We start from the raw sequence: 23,122 nt of genomic DNA, 5'->3' as shown, positions 1-23,122 counted from the left end.
TCGGGTCTCACTTCATTCGCGGATGGTTTCCCGGGCGGGCGCGCCGCCGCGGCTGCGCTTGATGCTTGGCAGTGCCAGCATCAGCAGGACGAATAGGCCGGTAGCGAGCTTCAAGTTCGGTGGCGGCATGCCGGCTGCTAGGCAGAGCGAGACGAGCTGGTAATAGATGATCGAGCCGACGAAGGGCGCGAGTAGCTGCCGCAACACGGTCTGCTTGCCCGTGAAGGCTTCGCCGATCATCAGCGCCGCCAGACCGTTGATCAAAATGCCGATGCCCATATTCACGTCGGCGAAGCCCTGCGATTGCACCATCAGGGCGCCGCTGGAAGCGGAAAAGGCGCTTGCCAAGCCCACACCGCCGATCGTCGCGGCCCAGACATTGATGCCCTGTGCTTCGGCCATATCCGGATTGGAGCCGACCGCGCGCATGGCCGTACCCTTTTCCGTCTTGAAGTAGAGATTGAGGGCGATCAACACGATAAGAGCGAGAATGCCGGCGATGACGATCTTACTCGCGGGAAAGCCCGGTTGGGTCAGCGGCACCCAATCGAACACGGTCGGCGAGCCGAAGACCGAAAGGTTCGATTTGCCCATGATGCCAAGATTGACGCTGTAGAGCATGGTCGACATCAGGATGCCGGCGAGCAGCGTATGGATGCGGAAGCGCAGGTGGATGAAGGCCGTGCAGCAACCGGCGGCGAGACCGACGACAAAAGCTGCGGCAATCGCCAGCGGCGGCGCGACGCCGGCGGCCAAGAGGATGCCGCAGACGCAGCCGCCGAGCGGAAAAGCACCTTCGCTGGTCAGGTCCGGAAAGCTCAGCATGCGGAACGGGATCATGATGCCCAGCACGACGAAGCTCAGGATGAAGCTCTGCGCCAGGGTGACCGGGATCAGCGAGACGAAACTCGAAACGGTTGTCTGAATGAAATCCATCATGATGTCAGCTCACCAGCAGCATGCGATCGGTCTTGACGGCGAAGTGGCCGATCAGTTCGGGCACCGTGATGTGCCGCTTTCCGTCGCCGGTAATTTCGAGATGCACGCGGCCGGCATCGAGCATGATGATGCTGTCGCCAAAATCGACGGCATGCTGCATGTTGTGCGTCACCATGAGGGTCGTCAGCTTCAGCGCTTCGACGGTTCGCACGGTTGCCTGCATCACGATATCGGCCGTGCGCGGATCAAGGGCAGCGGTATGTTCATCGAGCAGCAGCACGTCGGGCGAGCCGCCGACCGCCATGATGAGGGACAGCGATTGGCGCTGCCCGCCTGAAAGAAGCTCCACCTTGGTATCCAGGCGGTTCTCGAGACCCAGCCCGAGAACGGCGAGGCGCTCCTTGTAGGCCGCGAGACGGGCGGCATTCAGGCCGGGCCGAAATCCTCTGCTTTTGCCGCGGAGTTCCGCCAAAAGCATGTTTTCGCCGACCGTCATGCTTGCGGCGGTTCCCTTCATCGGATCCTGGAACACGCGGGCGAGGCGCGCGGCGCGCTTGTGGACCGGCATGTTCGTGACGTCATTGCCGTTGATGAGGATCTGACCGGAATCGAGGGTGAGGGCACCGGAAATCGCATTCAGCATGCTGCTCTTACCAGCGCCGTTCGAACCGATGACGACGCCGAATTCGCCGCTCTTGAGGGAGAGTGTCAGGCCGTTGAGCGCGACCTTTTCGTCGGGCTGGCCTCTGTAGAAAACCTTGCGCGCGGATTTGATGTCCAGCATCCGTGCCTCCCCTGCATGTAGGGTTATGAAATGGCGGCGCTTTAAACGCCGCCATGGATCAGAATGATCTCCAGAAGATGCCGCTGATTACTTCGTGAAGCAATTGCAATCGGCAAGCGAGGCCGGAACGTCGGCGCCGAAGGCCTTCAAAACGGTCTTGTTGATCAACGGAGCATGGTCCTCATAGGCAGGGCGCGATGGCGCGATCGTCTTGGGATCGCCACCCTTGAGGATCTTTGCAGCGATCTTGCCGGCATTTTCACCGACCTGCTCGTAGTTGACCGCGAAGCTTGCAGGGACGACACCGCTACGAACGGCGGCATCGTCGGAATTGACGATCGGGATCTGTGCTTGACGGGCGGCTGCGGCAACGGCGGTGATTGCCGGCTGCAACAGGTTGGAGGCGGGCGTGTAGATCACGTCTGCCTTGCCGGCGAGCGATGCGATGCGCTGCTGGATATCGTTGACGTTGTCCACACCGACGGGGACCACTTCGAAACCGGCCGCCGGAGCGGCCTGCTTGACCTTTTCGATCAGGGCTGCGTCATTGGCCTCGCCCGGATTGTAAGGCACGCCGATGCGCTTGGCATTCGGCAGCAGCTTCTTGGTGAAGGTCAAGATGGCGGCAATGTCCTGCAGGTCGCTGGCGCCGGTAATGCCCTCACCGCCGGCATCCCAGGAGGGAACGAGCTTGGCGGCGACCGGATCGGTTACGGCCGAGAACACGATCGGAATGCCGGAGCCGGCGAGCGCCTTCTTGGCGATCTGCGAGACCGGCGTCGTGATGGTATACATCAGCTTCGGATGGTCCGACTGCAGCTTGGCGATCATCTGCGGCACCAGCGACGCGTCGAAGCTGGTGTTGCTCTCGGTATAAACAACATCCTTGCCTTCGACGAAGCCGTTGTCTGCCAGCGCCTTCTTGAAACCGGCGATCGAAGCATTGAGCTGGGGATGTTCACCGAAATTGGCGATCGCGATCTTGATCGGTTCGGCGCTTGCCGTGACGACGCTTGCCATGAACGCGCCGGCGACAATCAGCCCCGACAACCATCTGGATTTTGTCATGATTTCCTCCCGATTTTATAGAGAGCCTTTGCTCTCCGAGCTTTATAGCCAAGGATCATAGCGGCTACGGTGTCCCTGTCAATTTGCGATATATGATATGCCCCATAAACGCATTTGATATATAATTTGGCGTCGAGCGTGATTTATATATAATCTCATGCTGCGGAGACCGGGAACGACGCGATGCAGGACAAGGAACCTCTCACGAAGACGGAAGCGGCCTATTGGCTGCTGCGGCGGGATATTCTCAACACGAAGCTCCGGCCAGGAGCTGCGCTGAAGCTCAGCGCCTTGCGGGATGCCTATGGTGTCGGCTGGACTCCGCTGCGCGAAGCCTTGTCGCGGCTTGAAGCCGAGAAACTGGTAACGGCCATCAGCAATCGCGGCTTTGCCGTCGCTCCGGTTTCCCGCACGGAATTGGAAGACTTGATGCGGGCGCGGATGGTCGTCGAGCTGCCGCTGCTGCTGGAATCGATCGAAAAAGGTGGGGCGGCGTGGGAATCGGCTGTGGTCACCGCGCATTACCGCCTCTCGCGCTGCAAGATCGTGCCCGATGCCGCTTCCGAGGAGATGGCGGACGAATGGGATGAAAAGCATGCGGCGTTTCATGCCGCTCTCTTGAGCGCCGCGACATCAAGCTGGCTCCTGCGCTTTCAGGGCACGATTTCCGACCAGCTCCGCCGTCATCACCGCTTTCTCGGTCTTGCGCCGACGCAGCGCGCTGCCGCCGGCCTGACGATCGGCTACGAGACGGCAGTCGCCGCCTGGCGCGAGGCGATGGCACTCGAGCATCACACGGAGCTGATGGAAGCGGCGCTTGACCGCGATATCGAGCGCGCCAGGGCGCTGATGACCGAGCATATAGGCTATACGCTGCAGGTCTATATCAAGTCCGAGGATGAGGACGGCGAGCTCGAGCCGTTAAGGCTGCGCAGCGGCGTCTAGCAAGAAAGTTCCTTCCCGTAGGATGACAAGGCGACGTATGCGCCTATTCTTTTGGGGGATCATTCTCTTCACTCCAGATTCCGACATCACCCGATTTTGAAAATATCTTTGGGAGGACATCATGACGCGTGCAGTGGTCATTGGCGCAACCGGCCATGTCGGCACTTATCTCGTGCCGCGGCTGGTGGAGGCCGGGTATGAGGTGGTGGCGGTGAGCCGCGGCCAAGCAAAACCTTATTCGCCGAACCGGGCGTGGGATGCTGTCGATCAAATGACGATGGATCGCGCGGCGATGGAAAAGGACGGCAGTTTCGGGCCGGCGATCCGGGCGCTGAGAGCCGATATCGTCATCGACATGATCTGCTTCACTCTGGAAAGCGCCAGGCATCTGGCCGAAGCTCTCTCCGGTCATGTCGGTCATTTCCTGCATACAGGCACCATCTGGACGCATGGTTTTCCGACCGTCGTGCCGACGCCCGAGGAGGCACCGAAGCGTCCATTCGGCGAATACGGAACGCAGAAGGCCGCGATCGAGAGCTATCTGCTGGGCGAGGCGCACAAGAAAGGATTTCCGGCGACATTGATCCACCCCGGCCATATCGTCGGCCTCGGCTGGGCGCCCCTCAATCCGGCCGGCCATTTCAACCTCGCGGCATTTTCGACGCTGGCGCGGGGTGAAACGCTCGTGCTGCCGAATTTCGGCCTGGAAACGGTCCATCATGTGCATGCCGACGATGTCGCCCAGATGTTCATGGGCGCAATTGCCAATTGGCGTGCCTCGACGGGCGAAAGTTTTCATGCGGTATCCAGCGGCGCGCTGACGCTCAGAGGCTATGCCGAGGCAATGTCACGCTGGTTCGGTCACGAGCCGAAACTGGAATTTCTTCCCTATGACAAATGGGCCGAAGGCCAGACGCCGGAGGATGCAGATGCGACGTGGGAGCATATCGCCCGCAGCCCGAATTGCTCGATCGCCAAGGCCGAACGGCTTCTCAACTACGCGCCGCGCTACACTTCGCTGCAGGCGGTGCAGGAGTCGGTGATTTGGCTGATGGCAAACGGGCGGATTGGGTGACCGGCCTTCACTTCAAGAGAGGCCGAAACCCTCATCGCCGTAGCCACGCCTCGATTCCTCTCGCTGCGGCGCGCCCGGTGGCGAAACAGGCAGAGAGAAGATAGCCGCCGGTCGGGGCTTCCCAATCGATCATTTCTCCGGCGACGAATATGCCGGGGAGGGCTTTCAACATATATCCATCGTCGATGCCGCTCCAGCGGATGCCGCCGGCTGACGAGATCGCCTCGGTGATCGGCCGCGGTCTCAGGAGCGGGATCGGCAGGGCTTTGATCAGCCGCGATAGCCGCTCCGGGTCTGCCAAATTGGCAGGCGAAACGAGTTCTCGCAGCAGCGCCGCCTTGACGCCTTCGACCCCCGCACCTTTTCGCAGGCGATTGGAAAAGCTGGCTTTGCCATCCTGCCGTGCTAGATCGCGCGATAGCCGTTCCGCTGTTCTGCCGGGTGCGAGATCGACTGTGAGCGCGACTTTGCCGTCGCTTTCAAGTCGGTCGCGCAGACTGGCGGCATGGGCGTAGACAAGGCTGCCTTCGATACCGTGCCCGGAAATAACGAATTCGCCGGGAAAGGTGCCGGCATCGGACGTCGCGGTCACCGCCTTCATCGGCTCGCCTGCGAAGCGCTCCTTGAAAATCGTGCTCCAGGCGACATCGAAGCCGCAATTGGCAGGTTGGAAGTCACCGATATCGATGCCCTTGTCGCGGAGCCAGGTGATCCAGGCGGCGTCCGAGCCAAGCCTGGGATAACTCGCGCCGCCGAGCGCGAGCAGTGCGGCGTCGCAGCGGATGACCGACCGCCCTTCCGGCGTATCGAAGGCAAAGCCGCCTTCGGCAAAACCGGACCAGCGATGCCGAGTCAGAACTTTTACGCCTTGCGCCTCCAGCCGGCCGAGCCAAGCACGCAGCAGCGGCGAGGCCTTCATGACCTTTGGAAAGACGCGGCCCGAGGAGCCGGTAAATGTCTCCGTGCCAAGCCCTGCTGCCCAGGTTCTGATATCGTCTGGGGTAAAAGCGTCGAGGGCCGAACGCAGACGATCGGAGCTCGGGCCAAAGCGACCGGCGAAGCGGATGTACTCTTCCGAATGCGTGATGTTGAGGCCGGATTTTCCCGCCAGGAGGAATTTGCGCGCGACCGTCGGCATACTGTCGTAGACGGTGACCCGATGGCCGGAGAGCGACAGCACTTCAGCCGCCATCAGGCCCGCCGGGCCGCCGCCGATGATCGTGATCTGCTTTGCTGTCATGAAGCCGCCCGGTGTCGAATTGCTTTTGTTCTCTTGGGCCGAGCCGGCGTTGAAAGCAAGATGCCTCGCCGATGAAGCGTGCGTTCTCGGCCTGCTACGCGTAACCGCTTCGATTTATATAACCATATAGTTACTAACGCCTTTGATTCCCCTGGGACTGTCAACTTGTGCCATGATCGAGTAATTGTCGGCGGTTAGGAGGCCGCATGGCCTAGCCAAATGCAATCGGAGCCGGGATGTCCGAAGCGAAAATCACGAAGGGTCGATCGAAGAGCCCAGAGGCTGAAACTGTGGTCGAGGCCACCGGTCAGGCGGTCTCGAATTCACCCGCCGAGCGACCGCGCCTCAGGGATGCGGAGCGCACGAGCAAGGCGATCCTGGCGGCTGCGACCAAGGAGTTTGCCGAGCGCGGTTTCGGTGGCGCCCGCGTCGACGCGATAGCCGAGCGCGCCAAGATCAACAAGCGCATGCTCTATCACTATTTCGGCGGCAAGGACGCGCTCTATGCTGCTGTCCTGGAAGGCAGTTACGTTGCCATCCGCTCGGCGGAAGCAAGGCTCGATCTCTCGCATCGTAATCCCACTGAGGGGATGCGCGAGCTTGTTGTTTTCACATGGAAATATTTTCTGGATCACCCGGAATTTCTGGGCATTCTCAACACGGAAAACCTGCATAAGGCCCGCTTTCTGAAACGGTCAGCGCGGATTTTCGAACTGCATTCGCCTTTGGTAGAGGAAATTTCCGGCTTGCTGGATCGCGGCGCCGCGGCCGGCGACTTTCGTCCCGGCTGCGATCCGGTCAAGATCTACATGAGCATCGCGGCCCTCGGCTCCTTTTTCCTGACGAACCGCTGGACCCTATCGACGATCTTCCGGCGGAACCTCTCCGACAAGTCGGAGATCGACGCCTGGGGCGAGCATATCGTCGACGTGATCTTCGCCTACTTGCGTCCTTAAGCCCAAAACATCTCGCAATTCCGCCGAATCCGTGGGCTTGCCGCTGCGGTTGTCGATGATCGTCGTTGACAGCGCCGCTTTGGCGTGTCACTCATGTAACTATATAGTTATTTACGGGGAGGAGTGAGATATGGTGACGAAACCGATCGGCATCATCATGCACGGCATCACCGGCCGTATGGGCTACAATCAGCATCTCGTGCGATCGATTTTGGCGATCCGCGAGCAGGGTGGCGTGCTGCTTGCCAATGGCGACAGGTTGATGCCCGACCCGATCCTGGTCGGCCGCAACGCCGAAAAGATCGCGGACATCGCGCGTAAGCATGGCCTCGAAAAAACGACCACCGATCTCGACAGCGCGCTCGCCGATCCTCACAACACGATCTTCTTCGATGCGGGTTCAACGCAGATGCGCGTCTCGCTGCTGGAGAGGGCCATTGCGGCCGGCAAGCATGTCTATTGCGAAAAGCCGATTTCCGAGACGCTGGAGGAAGCGCTTTCGGTCGCAGACTCGGCGGAGCGCCGCGGCGTCAAGAATGGCGTCGTGCAGGATAAGCTTTATCTGCCGGGCCTGCGCAAGATCGCCATGCTGCGCGATAGCGGCTTCTTCGGCAAGATCCTCTCCGTGCGCGGCGAGTTCGGCTACTGGGTCTTCGAAGGCGATTGGGGCGTGAAGGCGCAGCGTCCCTCCTGGAATTACCGCAAGGCCGAGGGCGGCGGGATGATCCTCGATATGCTGCCGCATTGGCGCTATGTGCTCGATAATCTCTTCGGCGAAGTCAAAGCCGTGAGCTGCTATGGCGCGACGCATATTCCGAGCCGCGTCGATGAGAACGGCAAGACCTATGTCGCCGACGCCGACGATGCGGCCTATGCCACGTTCGAGCTCGACGGCGGCGTGGTCGCGCAGATCAATTCCTCCTGGGCCGTACGCGTGCGTCGCGACGATCTCGTGACCTTCCAGGTGGACGGAACGCATGGGTCCGCGGTCTGTGGACTGATGCGCTGCTGGACGCAGCATCGTGTCAACACACCGAAGCCGGTTTGGAATCCCGACCAGCCGCAGCCGATCAATTTCTTCGAAACCTGGGACGAAGTGCCCGACACGCAGGTCTTCGACAATGGTTTCAAGGCGCAGTGGGAGGATTTCCTGCGCCATGTCGTCGACGATACGCCGTGGAAATTCACCTTGCGCGAGGGCGCCAAGGGCGTTCAACTCGCCGAACTTGCTCAAAAGAGCTGGGCGGAGCGCCGCTGGATCGACGTTCCCTCGCTTCCCGCTCGCTAGGAGATATAGGATCATGACGAAGACTCTTCGTTTGCCCGGCGCCGATGGCAAGCTTGCCGAATTCACCGTCGCCAATACGCCGCTTAGCCCTCCGGAGCGTCCTGCAGGCGGCCATCGCTTCAATCGCGTCGCCTATGCCGCAGCCCATGTCGTCGTCGATCCCCTGGCCGACAACGATCCCTGGCTCGACCGTAATATCGACTGGGAGCGGACGATCGCTTTCCGCGAATATCTCTGGGATCTCGGCTTTGGCGTGGCGGAAGCCATGGACACTGCGCAGCGCGGCATGGGTCTCGACTGGACCGGCGCCAAGGAGCTGATCACGCATGCGCAATCGGCTGCCCGCAATCGCTCGGACTCGCTGATCGCTTATGGCGCAGGCACCGATCATCTGACACCCGGTCCAAACGTCACCATTGACGATGTCATCCGCGCCTATGAGGAGCAGGTCGCCTTCGTCGAAGGCGAGGGCGGGCGCATCATTTTGATGGCGAGCCGCGCGCTTGCGGCTGCCGCCAAAGGCTCGGACGACTATATCCGCGTCTACAACCGCATCCTCGGGCAGGTCCGAGAACCGGTGATCATCCATTGGCTCGGCTCGATGTTCGACCCGGCGCTCGCCGGCTACTGGGGTTCGTCCGACGACATGCGTGCGATGGAGACGGCGGTTGCGATCATCAACGACAACGCCGCCAAGGTCGATGGCGTTAAAATCTCGCTGCTGTCGGCGGAAAAAGAGATCGTCATGCGCCGCCGCCTCGATCCGGCGGTAAAGATGTATACCGGCGACGATTTCAACTACGCCGAACTGATCGCCGGGGACAGCCAGGGCTATTCGCATGCGCTGCTCGGCATCCTCGACGCGATCGCGCCGGCGGCGAGCGCGGCTCTCGCGAAGCTTGCCGGAAACGATCTCGATGCCTTCCATGAGATGATGGCCCCGACCGTTCCGCTCTCGCGCCATATCTTCAAGGCGCCGACGCGCTTCTATAAGACCGGTGTGGTCTTCCTCGCCTATCTCAACGGCTTCCAGGACCACTTCCAGATGCTGGGTGGCCAGCAAAGCACGCGATCCGTCGTGCACTTGTCTGAGCTGTTCCGCCTGGCCGATACGGCGCGCGTGCTGAGAGACCCCGATCTTGCCGTGCAGCGAATGAAGACGATCCTTGCGACGGTCGGCGTCGCTTAAAGCAATTCCAGGAAAAGTGCGTGAGCCGCTTTCCGTCCGGAATCGCGTGAAAGCAAAGAGTAAACGGGATCTGAGAGGATCATCAGAATGGCTGTATCCGGCCTTTCCATCAATCTTGCGACCGTGCGCCAGCAATATGACATGCGCCAGGCGGTCGAGGCCTGCCTGAGGCAGGATATCGTCGCGATCGCGCCCTGGCGCGATCAGGTGCATGCGATCGGCTTGGCGGAAGCAGCAAGGATCGTCGCCGATAACAGATTGAAGGTCACCGGATTATGCCGTGGCGGCATGTTCCCAGCGGCCGATGCCGAGGGCTTGAGGGCGGCGATCGATGACAACCGACGGGCGATCGACGAAGCGGCTGCGCTGAATGCCGATTGTCTCGTGCTCGTCGTCGGCGGCCTGCCGAAGGGTTCGAAGGATATCGCCCACGCTCGGGAAATGGTAGCGGATGGCATTGCGGCAATCCTGCCGCATGCGCGCAGCGTCGGTATCCCCCTGGCGATCGAGCCGCTGCACCCGATGTATGCCGCCGACCGTGCCTGCGTGAACACGCTCGAACAGGCCCTCGATATCTGCGACCTGCTCGGTGAAGGCGTCGGCGTGGCCGTCGATGTCTATCATGTCTGGTGGGATCCGAAGCTCTATGAGCAAATCGCTCGCGCCGGCGCCAAAGGCCAGATCCTTGCACACCATATCTGCGATTGGCTGGTGCCGACCAAGGATCTGCTGCTTGATCGCGGCATGATGGGCGACGGCGTCATCGATCTGAAGCGCATCCGCGCTGCGGTCGAGAAGGCCGGCTTTTCCGGTCCGCAGGAAGTGGAGATTTTTTCGGAAGCGAATTGGTGGAAAAAGCCGGGCGAGGAGGTTCTGTCCACCTGCATCGAGCGCTTTCACACCGTTTGTTGACGGCTCACCAGGCAATCGGCCAACCATAAAAATGCCGGGCCGCAAGTGGCCCGGCAGAGTTTGAAGACGTGAGACAAGCGGCTTATTCGACCGGAACGATCTTGCCGGCGTCCCACTTGTAGAGCGAGAAGGTCTGCGAGGTGAGGTCGCCGGTCTCGCCATAGGTGACTTTGCCGATGGCGGTTTCGATCGGTTCCCCGCTCTTCAATGCGGTTGCCACGGCTTGCGCATCGTCGGCGCTGCCAGCCTTCTCGATGCCAGCTTTCAGCACCTGCACGGCGGCATAGGCATTCAGCGTGAAGGCTTCGGGCGGAATGTTGCGCGCTTGCAGCGCCTTTGCGGCAGTCTGGGAATCCGGGTTCTTCAGCGCGTCGGAGGCATTGGTGAAGATCGTGCCTTGTGCGGCTTCATTGGCGATCGCCCAATATTCGGTGTTCGACAGGCCGTCGCCGCCGATAAGCTGCGCCTTGACGGAGATGTCACGCAACTGACGGGCGAGAAGGCCGCCCTCCGGGTGATAGCCACCGAAGTAGATCACATCGGCACCGGCGGACTTGAGCTTTGAAGCTAACGCGCTGTAGTCCTTTTCGCCTGGGGTCAAGGAATCGTCGAGCGCTTCGGTCATGCCACCGGCGTTGAGCGTCGCCTTGAAAGCGTCGGCCAGACCTTTGCCGTAGGCCGCCTTGTCGTTGAGAATGGCGATCTTCTTGTCCTTGAAGTTCTTCAGCACATATTTCGCTGCGACATCGGCCTGCTGGTCATCACGGCCGCAGGTGCGCAGGACATTGGTCAAGCCGCGCTTGGTGAGATCCGGCGCAGTCGCGGTCGGAGTCACCATCAGGATGCCGTTTTCGGCGAGGGCATCCGAAACCGGAATGGCAACGCCCGAAGTTACCGGACCGACGACGAAGCGAATGCTCTGGCCGACGAAGTCGTTGGCGACGGAAACGCCTTGCTTCGGATCACCGGCATCGTCCCCAAGCTTCAGGACCACTTTCTGACCGAGAATGCCGCCGCTCTTGTTGATCTCGTCGATGGCGGTCTGGGTGCCGTTCTTCACCTGCTCGCCGTAAGCGGCCACGGGACCGGTTAGCGGCGCGATCAGCCCGATCACGATGTCTGCATGCGCCAGCGGCGCGAAGGCCAGCGAGGCGACGAACGTCGCAGCCGTCAATGTCTTCAGACTCATTTTTTCTCTCCTTGGATGGGCGCGGCAGCGCCCTTTGAACCCGCCGCAATGGCCTGTCGTCACGCGCGAACTGCCGTAAGGCGCCTTGAAATGGAGACAGGAAATGACATCGAGGCTGATGATCGCCTTCGGACATTTTTGACCTCAAAAGCGCTCATAAGGGTAGTTTCTGTAGAAATACTAATGCGATTCCGCAAGAAAATAACCGTCGCCGGGACAATTTTGACGATTTTTCAGAAATTTCGGGCGCAAGCCTATTGCCGGAATTTGGCGGATATGGGCCTAGCTCCCTAAAGCATTGAAGATGGACCCCGGCGATCTTACACCGAACGCATAAGCCCGCCGTCGACGCGGATATTCTGGCCTGTTATGTAGGCTGCTCCATCCGACAACAGGAAAGCTATGGTCGCTGCGATTTCATCGGACGTGCCGTAACGTCCCATCGGGACCGACGCGCGACGCTCCTCCACCTCGGGAAGGCTGTCGATCCATCCGGGCAGGACGTTGTTTATGCGGATATTTTTCGGGGCGTAGGTATCGGCAAAGATCTTGGAGAAGCTCGCCAGGCCGGCCCGGAAGACGGCTGATGTAGGAAACATGGCTGACGGCTCGAAGGTCCATGCCGTCGTTATATTGACGATCGCACCGCCGCCCTGGGCCTCCATGATCGGTGTGACCAGCCTTATCGGTCGCACCGCGTTCAGGAAGTAGACCTCCATTCCCTGGTGCCAGTCGGCGTCCGTAATCTCCACGATCGCCGCACGCGGCCCGTGGCCAGCCGAGTTCACCAGCGCATCGACGCGCCCCCATTTCTCCATTGCCAGATCGACGAGACGCTTCAGATCGTCGTTCGACTGGTTCGAGCCGGTGACGCCGACGCCACCAAGTTCCTTCGCCAATGCTTCGCCCTTGCCGGACGACGACAGTACACCAACACGATATCCGTCTTGAGCAAGCCTGCGAGCCGCTGCCGCGCCCTGTCCAGAGCCGCCAGCGGTGATCAACGCGACTTTTTCTTGTGTCATGATAGCCTCCGCAGAAGGTTTGAATGAGACTATGCCGAAATTCCGGGCGGCTTTCGCGCTAGAAGTGTTGGTGCTAGGCTAAAGAAAAACTATTGGGTCGTGATGGCATACTCGCGTCGGGAACTACCTCCGTTAAACGCACTTCGCGCCTTCGAGGTTGCGGGGCGAAAGCTCAACTTCCGCGCGGCCGCCGACGAGCTGGGAGTGACGCAGGCAGCCGTCGCCCAGCAGGTTCGCACGCTTGAGCAACATGTCGGCCAGCCGCTGTTCAACCGCCTGCCACGTGGTCTCTCCCTTACCGCGCATGGAGCGATCTATCTTTCGGACATCAGCCGCGCCTTCGATACGCTCAATGCCGCGACCGCACGGTTCTCCGTCCAACCGGAAATGATCACCATCAGCGTCACTCCGACTTTCGCGACCAAGATGTTGATCCCAAGGATCGCTGAGCTCCGGGCGGCGTGTCCGGGTGTGCAGTTTCGAACCATTGCAACAGAGGTTTTGTCCGATTTCGATCGGGATAACGTCGATATAGCCATTCGAGTGACACGCCCCCCGTTTCCGGAAACATGGGACGCCCGACTGCTATTTCGACAGGAGTTGATCGTCGTCGCCAGCCCCGATCTGGTCAGCGGCGTTCCGCTGCCGCTTTCGCCCTCGCAGTTGCGCGAGTTTCCGCTCCTTCACGACGCCTATGATCATTGGCAGCACTATTTTCACGCCAACGACATGCCCTTCGGCTCAAAGTACAATCAAACGGCTCTCGCTCTCGACGCCGCTCTGGCCGGCCAGGGGCTCGCAATCACCTGCAAGGCTTTCGTTGCCTCCGATCTGGAGGCCGGCCGGCTGGTGCAGGTCATGGAAACGAACGTGAAGTCCGAAGCAAATTACTACATGGTTCGGAAAAAGGTCTCATATCCGGGAAAGGCAGCGGAGAGGGTCTGGAACTGGTGCACCGAGCGATATTCCTCAGGTCCATAGCAGGGATATTATTTCTTTTATTCTGCCAATGCTTGACGCCAGGCTTGCCTGTAATTTTGCAGGCCCGGCAGATCCGCCCTGATAGGCCGGTTTTCCGCCACAGCCATCGGTCTGATACCGGTCAGCAGTGCCGCACCCTGGCTGGTGCCTGTCGAGCCGGGCAGGGCAATGACATCGGAGCCGGCTAGCGAGGAGAGCCCGGCAAGATAGGCGCGATTGAGTGCGAAGGGGCCTTCGACGAAAATCGGGCCTTTGGCGCCGATCAAACCCAGACATGCCTCCGTCATCAGTGCCAGATAAAGGTTGGCAGCGGCGAGGTGTTCTGCCGGATTTGCCGAAGCATCGCCGATCCAGCGCCTGACCTTGCCGGGGAAAGGGCCGGAACCGTCGACCACATTCGGCAGCAGCATGATGCCCTTTTCAATAACAGCCGCCAGCATCTCTTCCGTCGTTTCCTGCGATATGGGTCCGATTTCATCCGCCAGGATCTCGAATTCCCGCCCGCCCATGAAGCGCGAGGACGGCACGGCGCGGCCATATGCATCGACATTGGCAAGCGCATCACGCGCTGGATCGAGATGATCGAGATCCCCGCCGACCGCAAAATTGATCACCCAGGTTCCGGTCGACACAACGGAGAAGGGCGCTTCGTTCTCCACCAGATGCGGTAGCAGCGAGGCGTTGGAATCATGGATACCGCAATAGACCGGGACCGGAGCGTCAAGACCGATCTCCTTCACGATCACCGGCAATAAAGGCCCGAGCGCATCGAAGGCGGACCGGATCGGGGCCATCAGCGAACGAATGCCCAGCGTGTCGACCAGCGAGGAATAGACGCCGGTGGTCGGGTTCCAGAGATCGGTGTGGCAGCCAAGCGAGGTCACCTCGTTGGCAGCGATGCCGGTCAGCCGCAGGGCCCAATATTGCGGATAGGTCAGGATCGTTCTGACGCGCGCGAATTCTTTGGGAAATGCGCTCTTCTGATAGTGGATCTGCGCGCCGACATTCAGACCGCCGGAAAGCCTCGGCGAAAAGGTTTCGCTGAACGATGGTCGCAGGCGTTCATAGGCTTCCTGCACGGCTTCCGGATAGCGATGCTCGTAATCGAGCACCGGCAGGGCGAGGCTGCCATCTTCGGCAAGAAGAACGACAGAGGCGCCATGGGTGGTGATCGATATGGCGTCGAAGCCGGGCGTGGCAGCAAAACCCTTCAGCGCGCCGATAACGAAATCCCATAACCGGTCGATATCATAATGGGGATAGGGACCGGTCTTCAATGTCACATTCGACATCCGCACGGCGGCAATCTCTGCGCCGGTCTGCGCGTCGAGCACTACGACCTTGGCATTGGTCTTGCCGATATCGAGGACCGCAATGCGGCGATAGGTCGGCTCTGTGGTCATGGCAGATGGAAGACCGTCACGAGATCGCTTTGAACCGGCGAATTGTCGGGATTGGTGGCCATGATATCCGCCATATGCGCCCACCACTTCTTCATGACGGGATGCTCGGGAAGGCTCTCCATCGTGTGATCCTTCGGCCGCGTCAGAACGCCGAACAGCGTATTTGTCTCGCGGTCGAGATGGATGGAATAGTCGCTGACGCCGGCCTGATGCAGCAGCTCTACCAGCTCCGGCCATATCTCGTCATGGCGCTTCCGGTATTCCGCCTCCATGCCGGGATTGAGCATCATCTTGAAAGCATGACGTTCGAGAGGAGCGGTCATTTCGAGCTCATGGCTTTGATGCGCCGTGCCACGATCGGTAGCGCGATGGTGATGATCAGGAGGAGGCCGATGAAGATCGACATGACGATGCCCGGCACGTTCAGAAGGCCGAGCCCGAAGGTCACCAGACCCATGACGAAAGCGGCAATGACGACACCGCCGATCGTGCCGGAGCCACCAAGGATCGACACGCCGCCGAGCACCACCATGGTCACGACTTCCAGCTCCCAGCCGAGCGCGATCGATGGACGCGTCGAGCCGAGACGCGAGGTCAGGCAGATGGAGGCGATACCGCTCATGATGCCTGTCAGAAGGAACAGGATGAATTTGACCCGTTCGACCGGAATGCCGGAGAAGCGCGCCGCAAAATCATTATTGCCGATCGTATAGACCTGCCGGCCAAAATTCGTCGCATGCAGCAGCACGGCAAAGGCGATCGCCAGCACGATGAAGAGAACGAATTCGAAGGAAAACACCCAAAAGACATAGCCCTGGCCGAAGTAGGCGAAACTATCCGGATAGTTGCCATAGGCCTGGTCGCCGAGGACGATATAGGAAATGCCGCGGAAGAGGCTCATCGTGCCGATGGTCACGACGATCGACGGCAGTTTCAGCACCGAGACGAGGAAGCCGTTGAACAGGCCGCAAACGAGCCCGACGCCCAGCCCGATCGCCACCAGCCCAACCGTATCGACACCCACCTGCGCAGCGGCGCCCATGGCGGTCGAGGCAAGCGCGATGATGGCGGCGACGGACAGATCGATTTCGCCGGCGATGACCAGCAGCGCCATCGCGAAGGCGATCATCGCCTTTTCAGTGAAATTGAAGGTCGCGTCCGAGAGGTTATAAGGGTCGAGGAAATAGGGCGAAGCCAGTGAATTGAAAATGAAAATGCCAATCGCAACGCCAAGCAACAGGACTTCCCAGCTCGCCATCACGCGCTTGAACGGCGTGCCTAGACGGTCAGGAATGCTGCGCTTTTCCGGTGCGGTTTCGGATACGGTGCTCATGCGGTGACCTCCTTGCCCGAGGTTTCCTTCGCCGCCTGATCCCTAAGAATGATGCGGCCGCGATTGCGCTCGCGCCGGGCGTTAAAGACGACGGCGAGGATGATGACAGTGCCGGAGATCGCCATTTGCGTGAACGGCGAAATGCCGATGACGGGCAGGGCATTCTTGATGACGCCGAGGAACAATGCGCCAAGCACAGTGCCGGCGACCGAGCCGACGCCGCCGGCGATCGAGATGCCGCCGATGACGCAAGCCGCGACGCTGTCGAGCTCAAAACCATTGGCGATGTCGACATAGGCGACCGCATAGCGCGATACCCAGAGATAGCTGCTAAGGCCGGCCAGAGCACCCGACAACACGAAGGCGAGGAAGCGCGTCCAGCCGACATCGATCCCCGCATAAACCGCCGCAACCGGATTACCGCCGCTGGCATAAGTGGAGCGGCCGAAGCGAGTGTAGCGCAGCACGAAATACATCATCAGCACGATGGCAATGGCAATCCAGGAGAGGACCGGCAGGCCGAGGAGCGGCGTGCGCGGCACGTTGAGGAAGATCGGCGTGAACTGATGCGCATTCACCCAGGCGCCGCTGGACAAAACGAAGGCCATGCCGCGATAGATGGTCAACGTGCCGAGGGTGACGACGATCGGCGGGATTTCCAGAGCCCAGACGAGATAGCCGTTGATGGCGCCGAGCACCGCGCCCATGACCACTGCCGCAACCACGAGCACGATCAGCGGCAGATCGGGATAGGCGGCATTCAGCATGGCGATAGCCATGCCGGTGAAGGCAAGATTGGCGGCGACGGAAAGATCGATCGACTTCGTCAGGATCACGGTCATCTGCGCCAGCGCCAGAATGATCAGGATCGACGTGTCGTTGAAGATATTGGCGAGATTAGTGGGCTCGGCAAAGCCGGCCGCACGTGTTGCGAAGCCGGCGATCATCACGGCGATGATGACGAAGAGCAGTGTCTCGCGTTTTTTGAGGATACGTAGCATCCGGCTCTCCCTATGCATTGCCCGTGGCGGCGCGCACCAGCGTTTCCGGCGTCAGCCCTTCGCGATCGAAGAGACCAGCCGAAAGTCCCTCCTTCATCACCAGCACCCTGTCTGACATGCCAAGAATTTCAGGCAGTTCGGAGGAGATCATGATGATGCTGAGGCCTTCTGCCGCCAGCTCGCTGATGAAGCCGTGCACGGCCGCCTTCGAGCCGATGTCGATGCCTTTGGTCGGCTCATCGAGGATGATGATCTTCGGCTGTGTCGCCAGCCATTTTCCGATCACGACCTTCTGCTGGTTGCCGCCCGACAGCGTGCCGACGGGTACGGAAAGGGCGGCGGCGCGCAGGTCCAGCCGCTCGGCATATTTGCGGGCAAGCGCGAACTCGTTGGCTGCCTTGAGGAAGCCTTTGCGAGAGGTCCGGCCGAGGGAAGGCAGCGACATGTTCTGGTAGATCGGCATCGGCAGCGCCAGCCCATGGCGGCCACGCTCCTCCGGCACATAGACGATGCCGGCGCGGATCGCGTCATGCGGCGAATGAATATGGATTTCCTGGCCGCTCAGCGTCAACCGGCCGGAGAGCGGCTTCGTGATGCCGAACAGCGATTGGCAAAGTTCGGAACGGCCGGCACCGATCAGGCCGTAAACGCCGAGAATTTCGCCGCGGCGCAGCTTGAAGGAGATGTCCCGAAATTCCGTACGATGACAGTAGTTTTCCACCTCAAGCACGACGTTGCCGATCGTAACCGGCACCTTCGGGAAGGCATCCTTGACATCGCGGCCGACCATCATGCGGACGATCTCGTCCTGCGGCGTCTCCTTCAACCGGCCATGTCCAACGTCGCGGCCGTCGCGGAAAACCACGAAATTGTCGGCGATTTCATATAGTTCGTCGAACTTGTGGCTGATGAACAAGATGGCCTTGCCCTTGGCCTTCAAACCTTCGACGATACGAAAGAGGTCGTCGATTTCCTTGCGGGACAAGGCAGCCGTCGGCTCATCCATGATGACGATGCGGGCATCGATCGATAGCGCCCGGGCAATCGCTACGAGATGGCGCTGCGCGATGGAGAGGTCCTTCAGGCGGATCGACGGATCGATGGTGCTTTCCAGCGATTCCAGCAGCAGCCTTGAGCGGCTGTTCATCGTCTTCCAATCGATCGTGCGGAATTTCGTGCGCGGCGCGTGGCCGAGAAAGATGTTTTCGGCAACCGTCAGCTCATCGAAGAGCACGGTCTCCTGATGAATGGCGGTGACGCCGGCGTCGATTGCAGCCTGGGCGCTATGGAACGTGGTCGGCTTGCCGTCGACGAGAATCTCGCCCTCGTTCGGACGATAGATGCCGGTCAGAATCTTGACGAGCGTCGATTTGCCGGCGCCGTTTTCACCGATCAGGGCGGTGACTGTGCCGGGATAAAGCGAGATGCTGACGCCGTCGAGCGCCTTCACGCCGGGAAAGATCTGCGAAATGCCGCGCATTTCCAGAATGGCGGTATTGCCCAAGCTTGGCATGCCCGTGGCAGTTCGGTGGAGGACAGTGGTCATCAGCAATGTACCGGATAAGTTAACCAAATCCGGCGGCCGAAGCCGCCGGAAAGCTGCGAATGAAGCCGTCGATCAGAAGACCTTGGAGAACTGATCGATATTCGAAGCGTTGTAGACGAAGGGATCGGCCATGGCGGCTTCGCCATTGTCTCCGACCTTGATCTTGCCCATGCGGCCGGCATTGATTTCGCTGCCCGGCTTGCCATTGGTTTCACCCTTGACGAGGCGGTAGGCGATCTGCGTAGCCGAGTAGCCGAGGTCGATCGGGTTCCAGATCGCAAATTCCTTCGTCGCACCCGACTTGATGGCACCGGCCATTTCGGACGGCAGGCCGAGACCGGTCACATAGACCTGGCCGATCTTGCCGGCATCCTTGACGGCCTGCGAAGCGGCAAGCACGCCGACGGTCGTCGGAGCAACGATGACCTTGACTTCCGGATGCGAGGTAAGGAGGCCCTGGGCTTCACGATAGCTCTTATCCGAAAGGTCGTCACCGTAAACGGTCGTTACCAGGTTGAGGCCCGGGAAGTCCTTGAGCTGCTTCTTCATCTCGCCGATCCAGATGTTCTGGTTGGTCGAGGTGGTAGTGGCCGACAGGATGGCGAAGTTGCCCTTGCCGCCGTCAAGATGATCCTTAGCGAGCGTCAGGCACATCTTGCCGATCAGCTCGTTGGACGAGGGATTCAGCTGCAGAATGCGGCCGGCCGGAGCGACACCGGAATCCCAGGAGATAACCTTGATGCCGCGCTGCGTTGCCTTCTTCAGAGCCGGGACGACAGCGTCCGGATCATTGGCAGAAATGGCGATGGCATCGACGCCCTGTGCGATCAGCGAGTTGATGACTTCGATCTGGCCTTCGGCCGTCGTGGAAGTCGGGCCGGTGTAGATGACCTGGACGCCGCCGAGTTCCTTGGCAGCTTCCTGTGCGCCCTTATTGGCCGCTTCGAAGAAGCCGTTGCCGAGCGACTTCACCACGAGGCCGATCTTGATGTCCTTCGCACTTGCCGTACCGGCCATCATTGCGACGGCCAGCGCTACGCCGATCGCCAATTTCTTTGCAATATTCATGTCTCTTCCTCCCAAAGTTGATAGGCTATGCTCACCCCGCCACGCCGCTTATCTCATGCGACGGACGGGGAATCCTCCCTCTCGGCCTGCGCCGTGACGCTCGCGATAATCAGCGACACGCCGGCATCCTCGACCATGCGTACAGTTTCCGCCGAAACGCCGTCATCGGTGATGATCGTCGTCACCTGCTCAAGCGGGCAAAGGATCAGGCTGGAGCGCTGACGGAACTTGCTGGAATCGACCATCACGACCAGCTCGTCGGCCTGGCGCATCAGCTTCTGCTCGCTCTGGATCACCAGCGCGTCGGCTTCCATGATGCCGAGCGGACCAACGCCCTGCGCGCCGACGAACATGCGCCGCGCGTAGAAGTTCCGGGTCGTATCGTTGTCGAAGGGCGACAGGATCAGGCTCTGCTCGCGATAGATCGCGCCGCCCGGGACCGTCACCGTATTTTTGGAATGCTTGACCAAATGTTCGGCGATGGCGAAGGAATTGGTCATCACCTGCAGCCGATAGGCCGAAATATAGTGGACAAGCTGGAATGTCGTCGTGCCGCCATTGATGATGATGGCATCGCCCTGGCCGCATAATTCGGCGGCTTTGCGCGCAATTGCTCGTTTCTTATCGATATTGACGCCTTCCGAAACGCGGAAGGGACGCCCGGCCAAATTGCCGAGTTGCGGAGGATGGATGGATTCTGCACCGCCGCGCACGCGCCGGATTTTTCCCTGCACATGCAGGGCCGCAATATCACGGCGGATCGTCGCTTCGGAGGCCTCGGTCAATTCAGAAATATCCTGAATCGTCACCACAGGCTTTTCTTGTACGGCGCTCAAAATGATGCGATGGCGTTCACGTTCGTGCATCGGCTCCTCCTTCTCGGGTTATTTCGCAAATGTGACAAAGTGTCAATCACAAACGCTCAAAAACTTTCATATTGCATCGCAGCATTATCAAATTTGATCGTTTTCGATTGACAAAGCGACTATGCGTGAGCGATATCGTGATTAACAGGGGCGGTTTGAGCATGTTTCCGACCGTCCGCAAGACTTGATCTTATGGGAGGATGACATGGCGGCTGAGGTTCAGCTTCTGGAAAACCGTTGGGATGATGCATATGCGGCCGGCCTCGATGAGCCAGGCAAGCTTCTCTACCGGTCGAATCTGCTCGGTGCTGACAAGCGTATCACCAATTACGGTGGCGGCAATACGTCCGCCAAGGTCATGGAAACCGATCCGCTGACCGGCGGGAAGGTTAAAGTACTGTGGGTCAAAGGCTCCGGCGGCGATGTCGGCACCATCAAACTCGACGGTTTTGCCACGCTTTATCAGGACAAGCTCGAGAGCCTGAAGAGCATCTATAAGGGCGTTGCCGACGAAGACCGCATGGTCGGCTTCTTGCCGCATTGCACTTTCAACCTCAATGCCCGTGCCGCTTCCATCGACACGCCGTTGCACGGTTTCGTGCCCTTTACCCATGTCGACCATATGCATCCCGACGCGATCATCGCGATCGCGGCTTCCAAGAACTCTCGCGAGCTGACGCGCGAAATCTTCGGTGAAGATATCGGCTGGCTGCCCTGGCGGCGCCCCGGTTTCCAGCTCGGCCTCGATCTCGAAGCCTTCGTCAAGGCGCATCCGAATGCCAAGGGCGTCGTTCTCGAAAGCCATGGCCTCTTTACTTGGGCCAACGATGCAAAGAGCTGCTACGAACTGACGCTTGCGATCATCAACAAGGCCATTCAATGGTTTGCGGCAAAGACTGAAGGTAAGACCATCTTCGGTGGCGCGGTGGTCCAGAGTCTGCCGCGGGCCGAACGCCACGCGATTGCCGCCAAGCTGATGCCGGAAATTCGCGGTCGCATCGGCAAGGCGGAGCGCAAGCTCGGTCATTTCGATGACCAGGATGCCGTGCTGGAATTCGTCAACTCGAACAATCTCCGTCCGCTGGGCGCGCTTGGCACCAGTTGCCCGGACCATTTCCTGCGCACGAAGATCCGGCCGCTGATCGTCGACTTCGATCCGGCCAAGCCCGACGCCGATGCCGTCATCGCCGGCCTCGACCAGGCGCTGGAAGACTACCGCGCCGACTACGCCCGCTATTACAACGACTGCAAGCACGACAATTCGCCAGCCATGCGCGACCCCAACCCGGTGATCTTCCTGGTGCCGGGCGTCGGCCTGCTCTCCTTTGCCCGCGACAAGGCGACGGCGCGCATTGCCGGCGAGTTCTACGTCAATGCCATTAACGTCATGCGCGGCGCATCGACCGTGTCTGAATATCAGGGCCTGCCGGAGCAGGAAGCCTTCGATATCGAATATTGGCTGCTGGAAGAAGCGAAGCTGCAGCGCATGCCGAAGCCGAAGAGCCTTGCCGGTCGCGTTGCTTTCGTCACCGGCGGCGCCGGTGGCATCGGCCGCGCAACGGCGGCGCGTCTGGTGGGAGAGGGCGCCTGCGTGGTGCTGGCTGACATCGATCAGGCAGCATTAGAGAGCACGCAGGACGACTTCGCCAAGAAATTCGGTGCGGACTCGGTGCGCAGCATCAAGCTTGACGTGACCAAGGAGGATGCCGTGATTTCGTCCTTCGCGGAAGCCTGCGTTGAATTCGGTGGCATCGACATTCTTGTTTCGAATGCCGGCATTGCCTCCTCCGCACCGATCGAAAGCACGGAGCTTTCGACGTGGAACCGCAATATAGATATTCTCGCCACCGGCTATTTCCTCGTCTCGCGCGAAGCCTTCCGGCTTTTCCGCCGCCAGAGTCTCGGCGGCAACATCGTCTTCGTTGCCTCCAAGAACGGTCTTGCCTCGTCGCCGAATGCGGCCGCCTATTGCACGGCCAAGGCCGCCGAAATCCATCTGGCGCGTTGCCTGGCGCTCGAAGGAGCGGATGCGGGCATTCGCGTCAACACCGTCAATCCCGACGCCGTCCTGCGCGGGTCCAAGATCTGGAATGGCGAATGGCGCGAGCAGCGCGCCGCCTCTTCGAAGATCGAGGTGGACGAGCTGGAGGAACATTACCGCAAGCGCTCGATGTTGAAGCTCAACGTTTTCCCGGAAGATATTGCCGAGGCAATCTATTTCCTCGCTTCCGACCTCTCCGCCAAGTCGACGGGCAACATCATCAATGTTGATGCGGGGAACGCGCAGAGCTTTACGCGCTAGTCGGTAAGGAAG

The 23,122-nt window shown here is 60.2% G+C and carries 21 protein-coding genes; 8 read left to right on the top strand and 13 right to left on the bottom strand.

Translation table 11 applies throughout. The features are described from left to right. Positions 1–12: 12 nt before the first annotated feature. From QA646_RS22150 to QA646_RS22140, 3 genes are all read right to left on the bottom strand, one after another. Positions 13–936, bottom strand: a complete 924-nt coding sequence (locus QA646_RS22150) for an ABC transporter permease (RefSeq protein WP_283060531.1) — start codon at positions 934–936, stop codon at positions 13–15. A 7-nt stretch (positions 937–943) separates the two neighbouring features. Next, positions 944–1,723 carry an ABC transporter ATP-binding protein gene (locus QA646_RS22145; RefSeq protein ID WP_283060392.1) on the bottom strand — a complete coding sequence of 260 codons (780 nt, stop codon included), beginning with the start codon at positions 1,721–1,723 and terminating at the stop codon, positions 944–946. 87 nt (positions 1,724–1,810) lie between these two features. Further along, positions 1,811–2,791: an ABC transporter substrate-binding protein gene (locus tag QA646_RS22140; RefSeq protein ID WP_283060391.1), complete on the bottom strand. Its 981-nt coding sequence runs from the start codon at positions 2,789–2,791 to the stop codon at positions 1,811–1,813. 183 nt (positions 2,792–2,974) lie between these two features. Here QA646_RS22140 and QA646_RS22135 point away from each other — a divergent pair, with 183 nt between their 5' ends. Beyond that, the gene (locus tag QA646_RS22135; protein ID WP_283060390.1) at positions 2,975–3,736 is read left to right on the top strand and encodes a GntR family transcriptional regulator; all 762 of its coding nucleotides are present in this window, start codon (positions 2,975–2,977) and stop codon (positions 3,734–3,736) included. Between the two features lie 121 nt (positions 3,737–3,857). Continuing rightward, entirely contained in the window at positions 3,858–4,811 is a 954-nt protein-coding gene (locus tag QA646_RS22130; protein ID WP_283060389.1) for an NAD-dependent epimerase/dehydratase family protein, read from the top strand. A gap of 31 nt (positions 4,812–4,842) precedes the next feature. On the opposite strand, the gene QA646_RS22125 is transcribed toward QA646_RS22130, so the two are convergent. Then, positions 4,843–6,051: a TIGR03862 family flavoprotein gene (locus QA646_RS22125; protein WP_283060388.1), complete on the bottom strand. Its 1,209-nt coding sequence runs from the start codon at positions 6,049–6,051 to the stop codon at positions 4,843–4,845. A 236-nt stretch (positions 6,052–6,287) separates the two neighbouring features. Here QA646_RS22125 and QA646_RS22120 point away from each other — a divergent pair, with 236 nt between their 5' ends. The 4 genes from QA646_RS22120 (at position 6,288) to QA646_RS22105 (ending at position 10,396) form a co-directional block, all read left to right on the top strand. Further along, positions 6,288–7,007, top strand: a complete 720-nt coding sequence (locus QA646_RS22120; protein ID WP_283060387.1) for a TetR/AcrR family transcriptional regulator — start codon at positions 6,288–6,290, stop codon at positions 7,005–7,007. Positions 7,008–7,137: 130 nt separating this feature from the next. Continuing rightward, a complete protein-coding gene (locus QA646_RS22115) occupies positions 7,138–8,295 on the top strand; it encodes a Gfo/Idh/MocA family oxidoreductase (protein WP_283060386.1) in 1,158 nt (385 codons plus the stop codon). 13 nt (positions 8,296–8,308) lie between these two features. Continuing rightward, complete coding sequence (locus QA646_RS22110) at positions 8,309–9,484, top strand: dihydrodipicolinate synthase family protein (RefSeq protein WP_283060385.1); 1,176 nt, start codon at positions 8,309–8,311, stop codon at positions 9,482–9,484. A gap of 87 nt (positions 9,485–9,571) precedes the next feature. Beyond that, positions 9,572–10,396, top strand: coding sequence for a sugar phosphate isomerase/epimerase (locus tag QA646_RS22105; protein WP_283060384.1), 825 nt, complete (start codon positions 9,572–9,574; stop codon positions 10,394–10,396). An 82-nt stretch (positions 10,397–10,478) separates the two neighbouring features. Here the strand turns inward: QA646_RS22105 and QA646_RS22100 are convergent, their stop codons facing one another. Then, positions 10,479–11,585, bottom strand: coding sequence for a branched-chain amino acid ABC transporter substrate-binding protein (locus QA646_RS22100; protein ID WP_283060383.1), 1,107 nt, complete (start codon positions 11,583–11,585; stop codon positions 10,479–10,481). Positions 11,586–11,905: 320 nt separating this feature from the next. Then, positions 11,906–12,610 carry an SDR family oxidoreductase gene (locus tag QA646_RS22095; RefSeq protein ID WP_283060382.1) on the bottom strand — a complete coding sequence of 235 codons (705 nt, stop codon included), beginning with the start codon at positions 12,608–12,610 and terminating at the stop codon, positions 11,906–11,908. A 102-nt stretch (positions 12,611–12,712) separates the two neighbouring features. Here QA646_RS22095 and QA646_RS22090 point away from each other — a divergent pair, with 102 nt between their 5' ends. Continuing rightward, complete coding sequence (locus QA646_RS22090) at positions 12,713–13,591, top strand: LysR substrate-binding domain-containing protein (protein ID WP_283060381.1); 879 nt, start codon at positions 12,713–12,715, stop codon at positions 13,589–13,591. Between the two features lie 17 nt (positions 13,592–13,608). Here QA646_RS22090 and QA646_RS22085 read toward each other — a convergent pair whose 3' ends face one another. From QA646_RS22085 to QA646_RS22055, 7 genes are all read right to left on the bottom strand, one after another. Then, the gene (locus tag QA646_RS22085) at positions 13,609–14,994 is read right to left on the bottom strand and encodes an FGGY-family carbohydrate kinase (RefSeq protein WP_283060380.1); all 1,386 of its coding nucleotides are present in this window, start codon (positions 14,992–14,994) and stop codon (positions 13,609–13,611) included. Continuing rightward, positions 14,991–15,317 (bottom strand): L-rhamnose mutarotase, encoded by a 327-nt coding sequence (gene rhaM, locus QA646_RS22080; RefSeq protein WP_283060379.1) that lies wholly within the window; start codon positions 15,315–15,317, stop codon positions 14,991–14,993. The genes QA646_RS22085 and rhaM overlap by 4 nt, the downstream gene beginning before the upstream one ends. Next, positions 15,314–16,327: an ABC transporter permease gene (locus tag QA646_RS22075; RefSeq protein ID WP_283060378.1), complete on the bottom strand. Its 1,014-nt coding sequence runs from the start codon at positions 16,325–16,327 to the stop codon at positions 15,314–15,316. The genes rhaM and QA646_RS22075 overlap by 4 nt, the downstream gene beginning before the upstream one ends. Further along, entirely contained in the window at positions 16,324–17,328 is a 1,005-nt protein-coding gene (locus tag QA646_RS22070) for an ABC transporter permease (RefSeq protein ID WP_283060377.1), read from the bottom strand. The genes QA646_RS22075 and QA646_RS22070 overlap by 4 nt, the downstream gene beginning before the upstream one ends. Positions 17,329–17,338: 10 nt before the next feature. Continuing rightward, entirely contained in the window at positions 17,339–18,874 is a 1,536-nt protein-coding gene (locus QA646_RS22065; RefSeq protein WP_283060376.1) for a sugar ABC transporter ATP-binding protein, read from the bottom strand. Between the two features lie 72 nt (positions 18,875–18,946). Then, positions 18,947–19,942 (bottom strand): rhamnose ABC transporter substrate-binding protein, encoded by a 996-nt coding sequence (gene rhaS / locus QA646_RS22060; protein WP_283060375.1) that lies wholly within the window; start codon positions 19,940–19,942, stop codon positions 18,947–18,949. Positions 19,943–19,995: 53 nt separating this feature from the next. Continuing rightward, entirely contained in the window at positions 19,996–20,808 is an 813-nt protein-coding gene (locus tag QA646_RS22055) for a DeoR/GlpR family DNA-binding transcription regulator (protein WP_283060374.1), read from the bottom strand. 205 nt (positions 20,809–21,013) lie between these two features. Between QA646_RS22055 and QA646_RS22050 the strand changes: the two genes are divergently transcribed. Next, positions 21,014–23,110 (top strand): bifunctional rhamnulose-1-phosphate aldolase/short-chain dehydrogenase, encoded by a 2,097-nt coding sequence (locus tag QA646_RS22050; protein ID WP_283060373.1) that lies wholly within the window; start codon positions 21,014–21,016, stop codon positions 23,108–23,110. Positions 23,111–23,122 lie beyond the last annotated feature (12 nt).

It is taken from the genome of Rhizobium sp. CB3090 (assembly GCF_029714285.1).
GTDB lineage: Bacteria > Pseudomonadota > Alphaproteobacteria > Rhizobiales > Rhizobiaceae > Rhizobium.
The sequence above is the reverse complement of the archived record's forward strand: the minus strand, read 5'-3'. Positions and strand labels throughout refer to the sequence as shown.

Bases quoted from the DNA above. Each gene is read 5' to 3' on its own strand.
- QA646_RS22150 (WP_283060531.1), bottom strand. From the start codon at position 936: ATGGATTTCATTCAGACAACCGTTTCGAGTTTCGTCTCGCTGATCCCG.
- QA646_RS22145 (WP_283060392.1), bottom strand. From the start codon at position 1,723: ATGCTGGACATCAAATCCGCGCGCAAGGTTTTCTACAGAGGCCAGCCC.
- QA646_RS22140 (WP_283060391.1), bottom strand. From the start codon at position 2,791: ATGACAAAATCCAGATGGTTGTCGGGGCTGATTGTCGCCGGCGCGTTC.
- QA646_RS22135 (WP_283060390.1), top strand. From the start codon at position 2,975: ATGCAGGACAAGGAACCTCTCACGAAGACGGAAGCGGCCTATTGGCTG.
- QA646_RS22130 (WP_283060389.1), top strand. From the start codon at position 3,858: ATGACGCGTGCAGTGGTCATTGGCGCAACCGGCCATGTCGGCACTTAT.
- QA646_RS22125 (WP_283060388.1), bottom strand. From the start codon at position 6,051: ATGACAGCAAAGCAGATCACGATCATCGGCGGCGGCCCGGCGGGCCTG.
- QA646_RS22120 (WP_283060387.1), top strand. From the start codon at position 6,288: ATGTCCGAAGCGAAAATCACGAAGGGTCGATCGAAGAGCCCAGAGGCT.
- QA646_RS22115 (WP_283060386.1), top strand. From the start codon at position 7,138: ATGGTGACGAAACCGATCGGCATCATCATGCACGGCATCACCGGCCGT.
- QA646_RS22110 (WP_283060385.1), top strand. From the start codon at position 8,309: ATGACGAAGACTCTTCGTTTGCCCGGCGCCGATGGCAAGCTTGCCGAA.
- QA646_RS22105 (WP_283060384.1), top strand. From the start codon at position 9,572: ATGGCTGTATCCGGCCTTTCCATCAATCTTGCGACCGTGCGCCAGCAA.
- QA646_RS22100 (WP_283060383.1), bottom strand. From the start codon at position 11,585: ATGAGTCTGAAGACATTGACGGCTGCGACGTTCGTCGCCTCGCTGGCC.
- QA646_RS22095 (WP_283060382.1), bottom strand. From the start codon at position 12,610: ATGACACAAGAAAAAGTCGCGTTGATCACCGCTGGCGGCTCTGGACAG.
- QA646_RS22090 (WP_283060381.1), top strand. From the start codon at position 12,713: ATGGCATACTCGCGTCGGGAACTACCTCCGTTAAACGCACTTCGCGCC.
- QA646_RS22085 (WP_283060380.1), bottom strand. From the start codon at position 14,994: ATGACCACAGAGCCGACCTATCGCCGCATTGCGGTCCTCGATATCGGC.
- rhaM (WP_283060379.1), bottom strand. From the start codon at position 15,317: ATGACCGCTCCTCTCGAACGTCATGCTTTCAAGATGATGCTCAATCCC.
- QA646_RS22075 (WP_283060378.1), bottom strand. From the start codon at position 16,327: ATGAGCACCGTATCCGAAACCGCACCGGAAAAGCGCAGCATTCCTGAC.
- QA646_RS22070 (WP_283060377.1), bottom strand. From the start codon at position 17,328: ATGCTACGTATCCTCAAAAAACGCGAGACACTGCTCTTCGTCATCATC.
- QA646_RS22065 (WP_283060376.1), bottom strand. From the start codon at position 18,874: ATGACCACTGTCCTCCACCGAACTGCCACGGGCATGCCAAGCTTGGGC.
- rhaS (WP_283060375.1), bottom strand. From the start codon at position 19,942: ATGAATATTGCAAAGAAATTGGCGATCGGCGTAGCGCTGGCCGTCGCA.
- QA646_RS22055 (WP_283060374.1), bottom strand. From the start codon at position 20,808: ATGCACGAACGTGAACGCCATCGCATCATTTTGAGCGCCGTACAAGAA.
- QA646_RS22050 (WP_283060373.1), top strand. From the start codon at position 21,014: ATGGCGGCTGAGGTTCAGCTTCTGGAAAACCGTTGGGATGATGCATAT.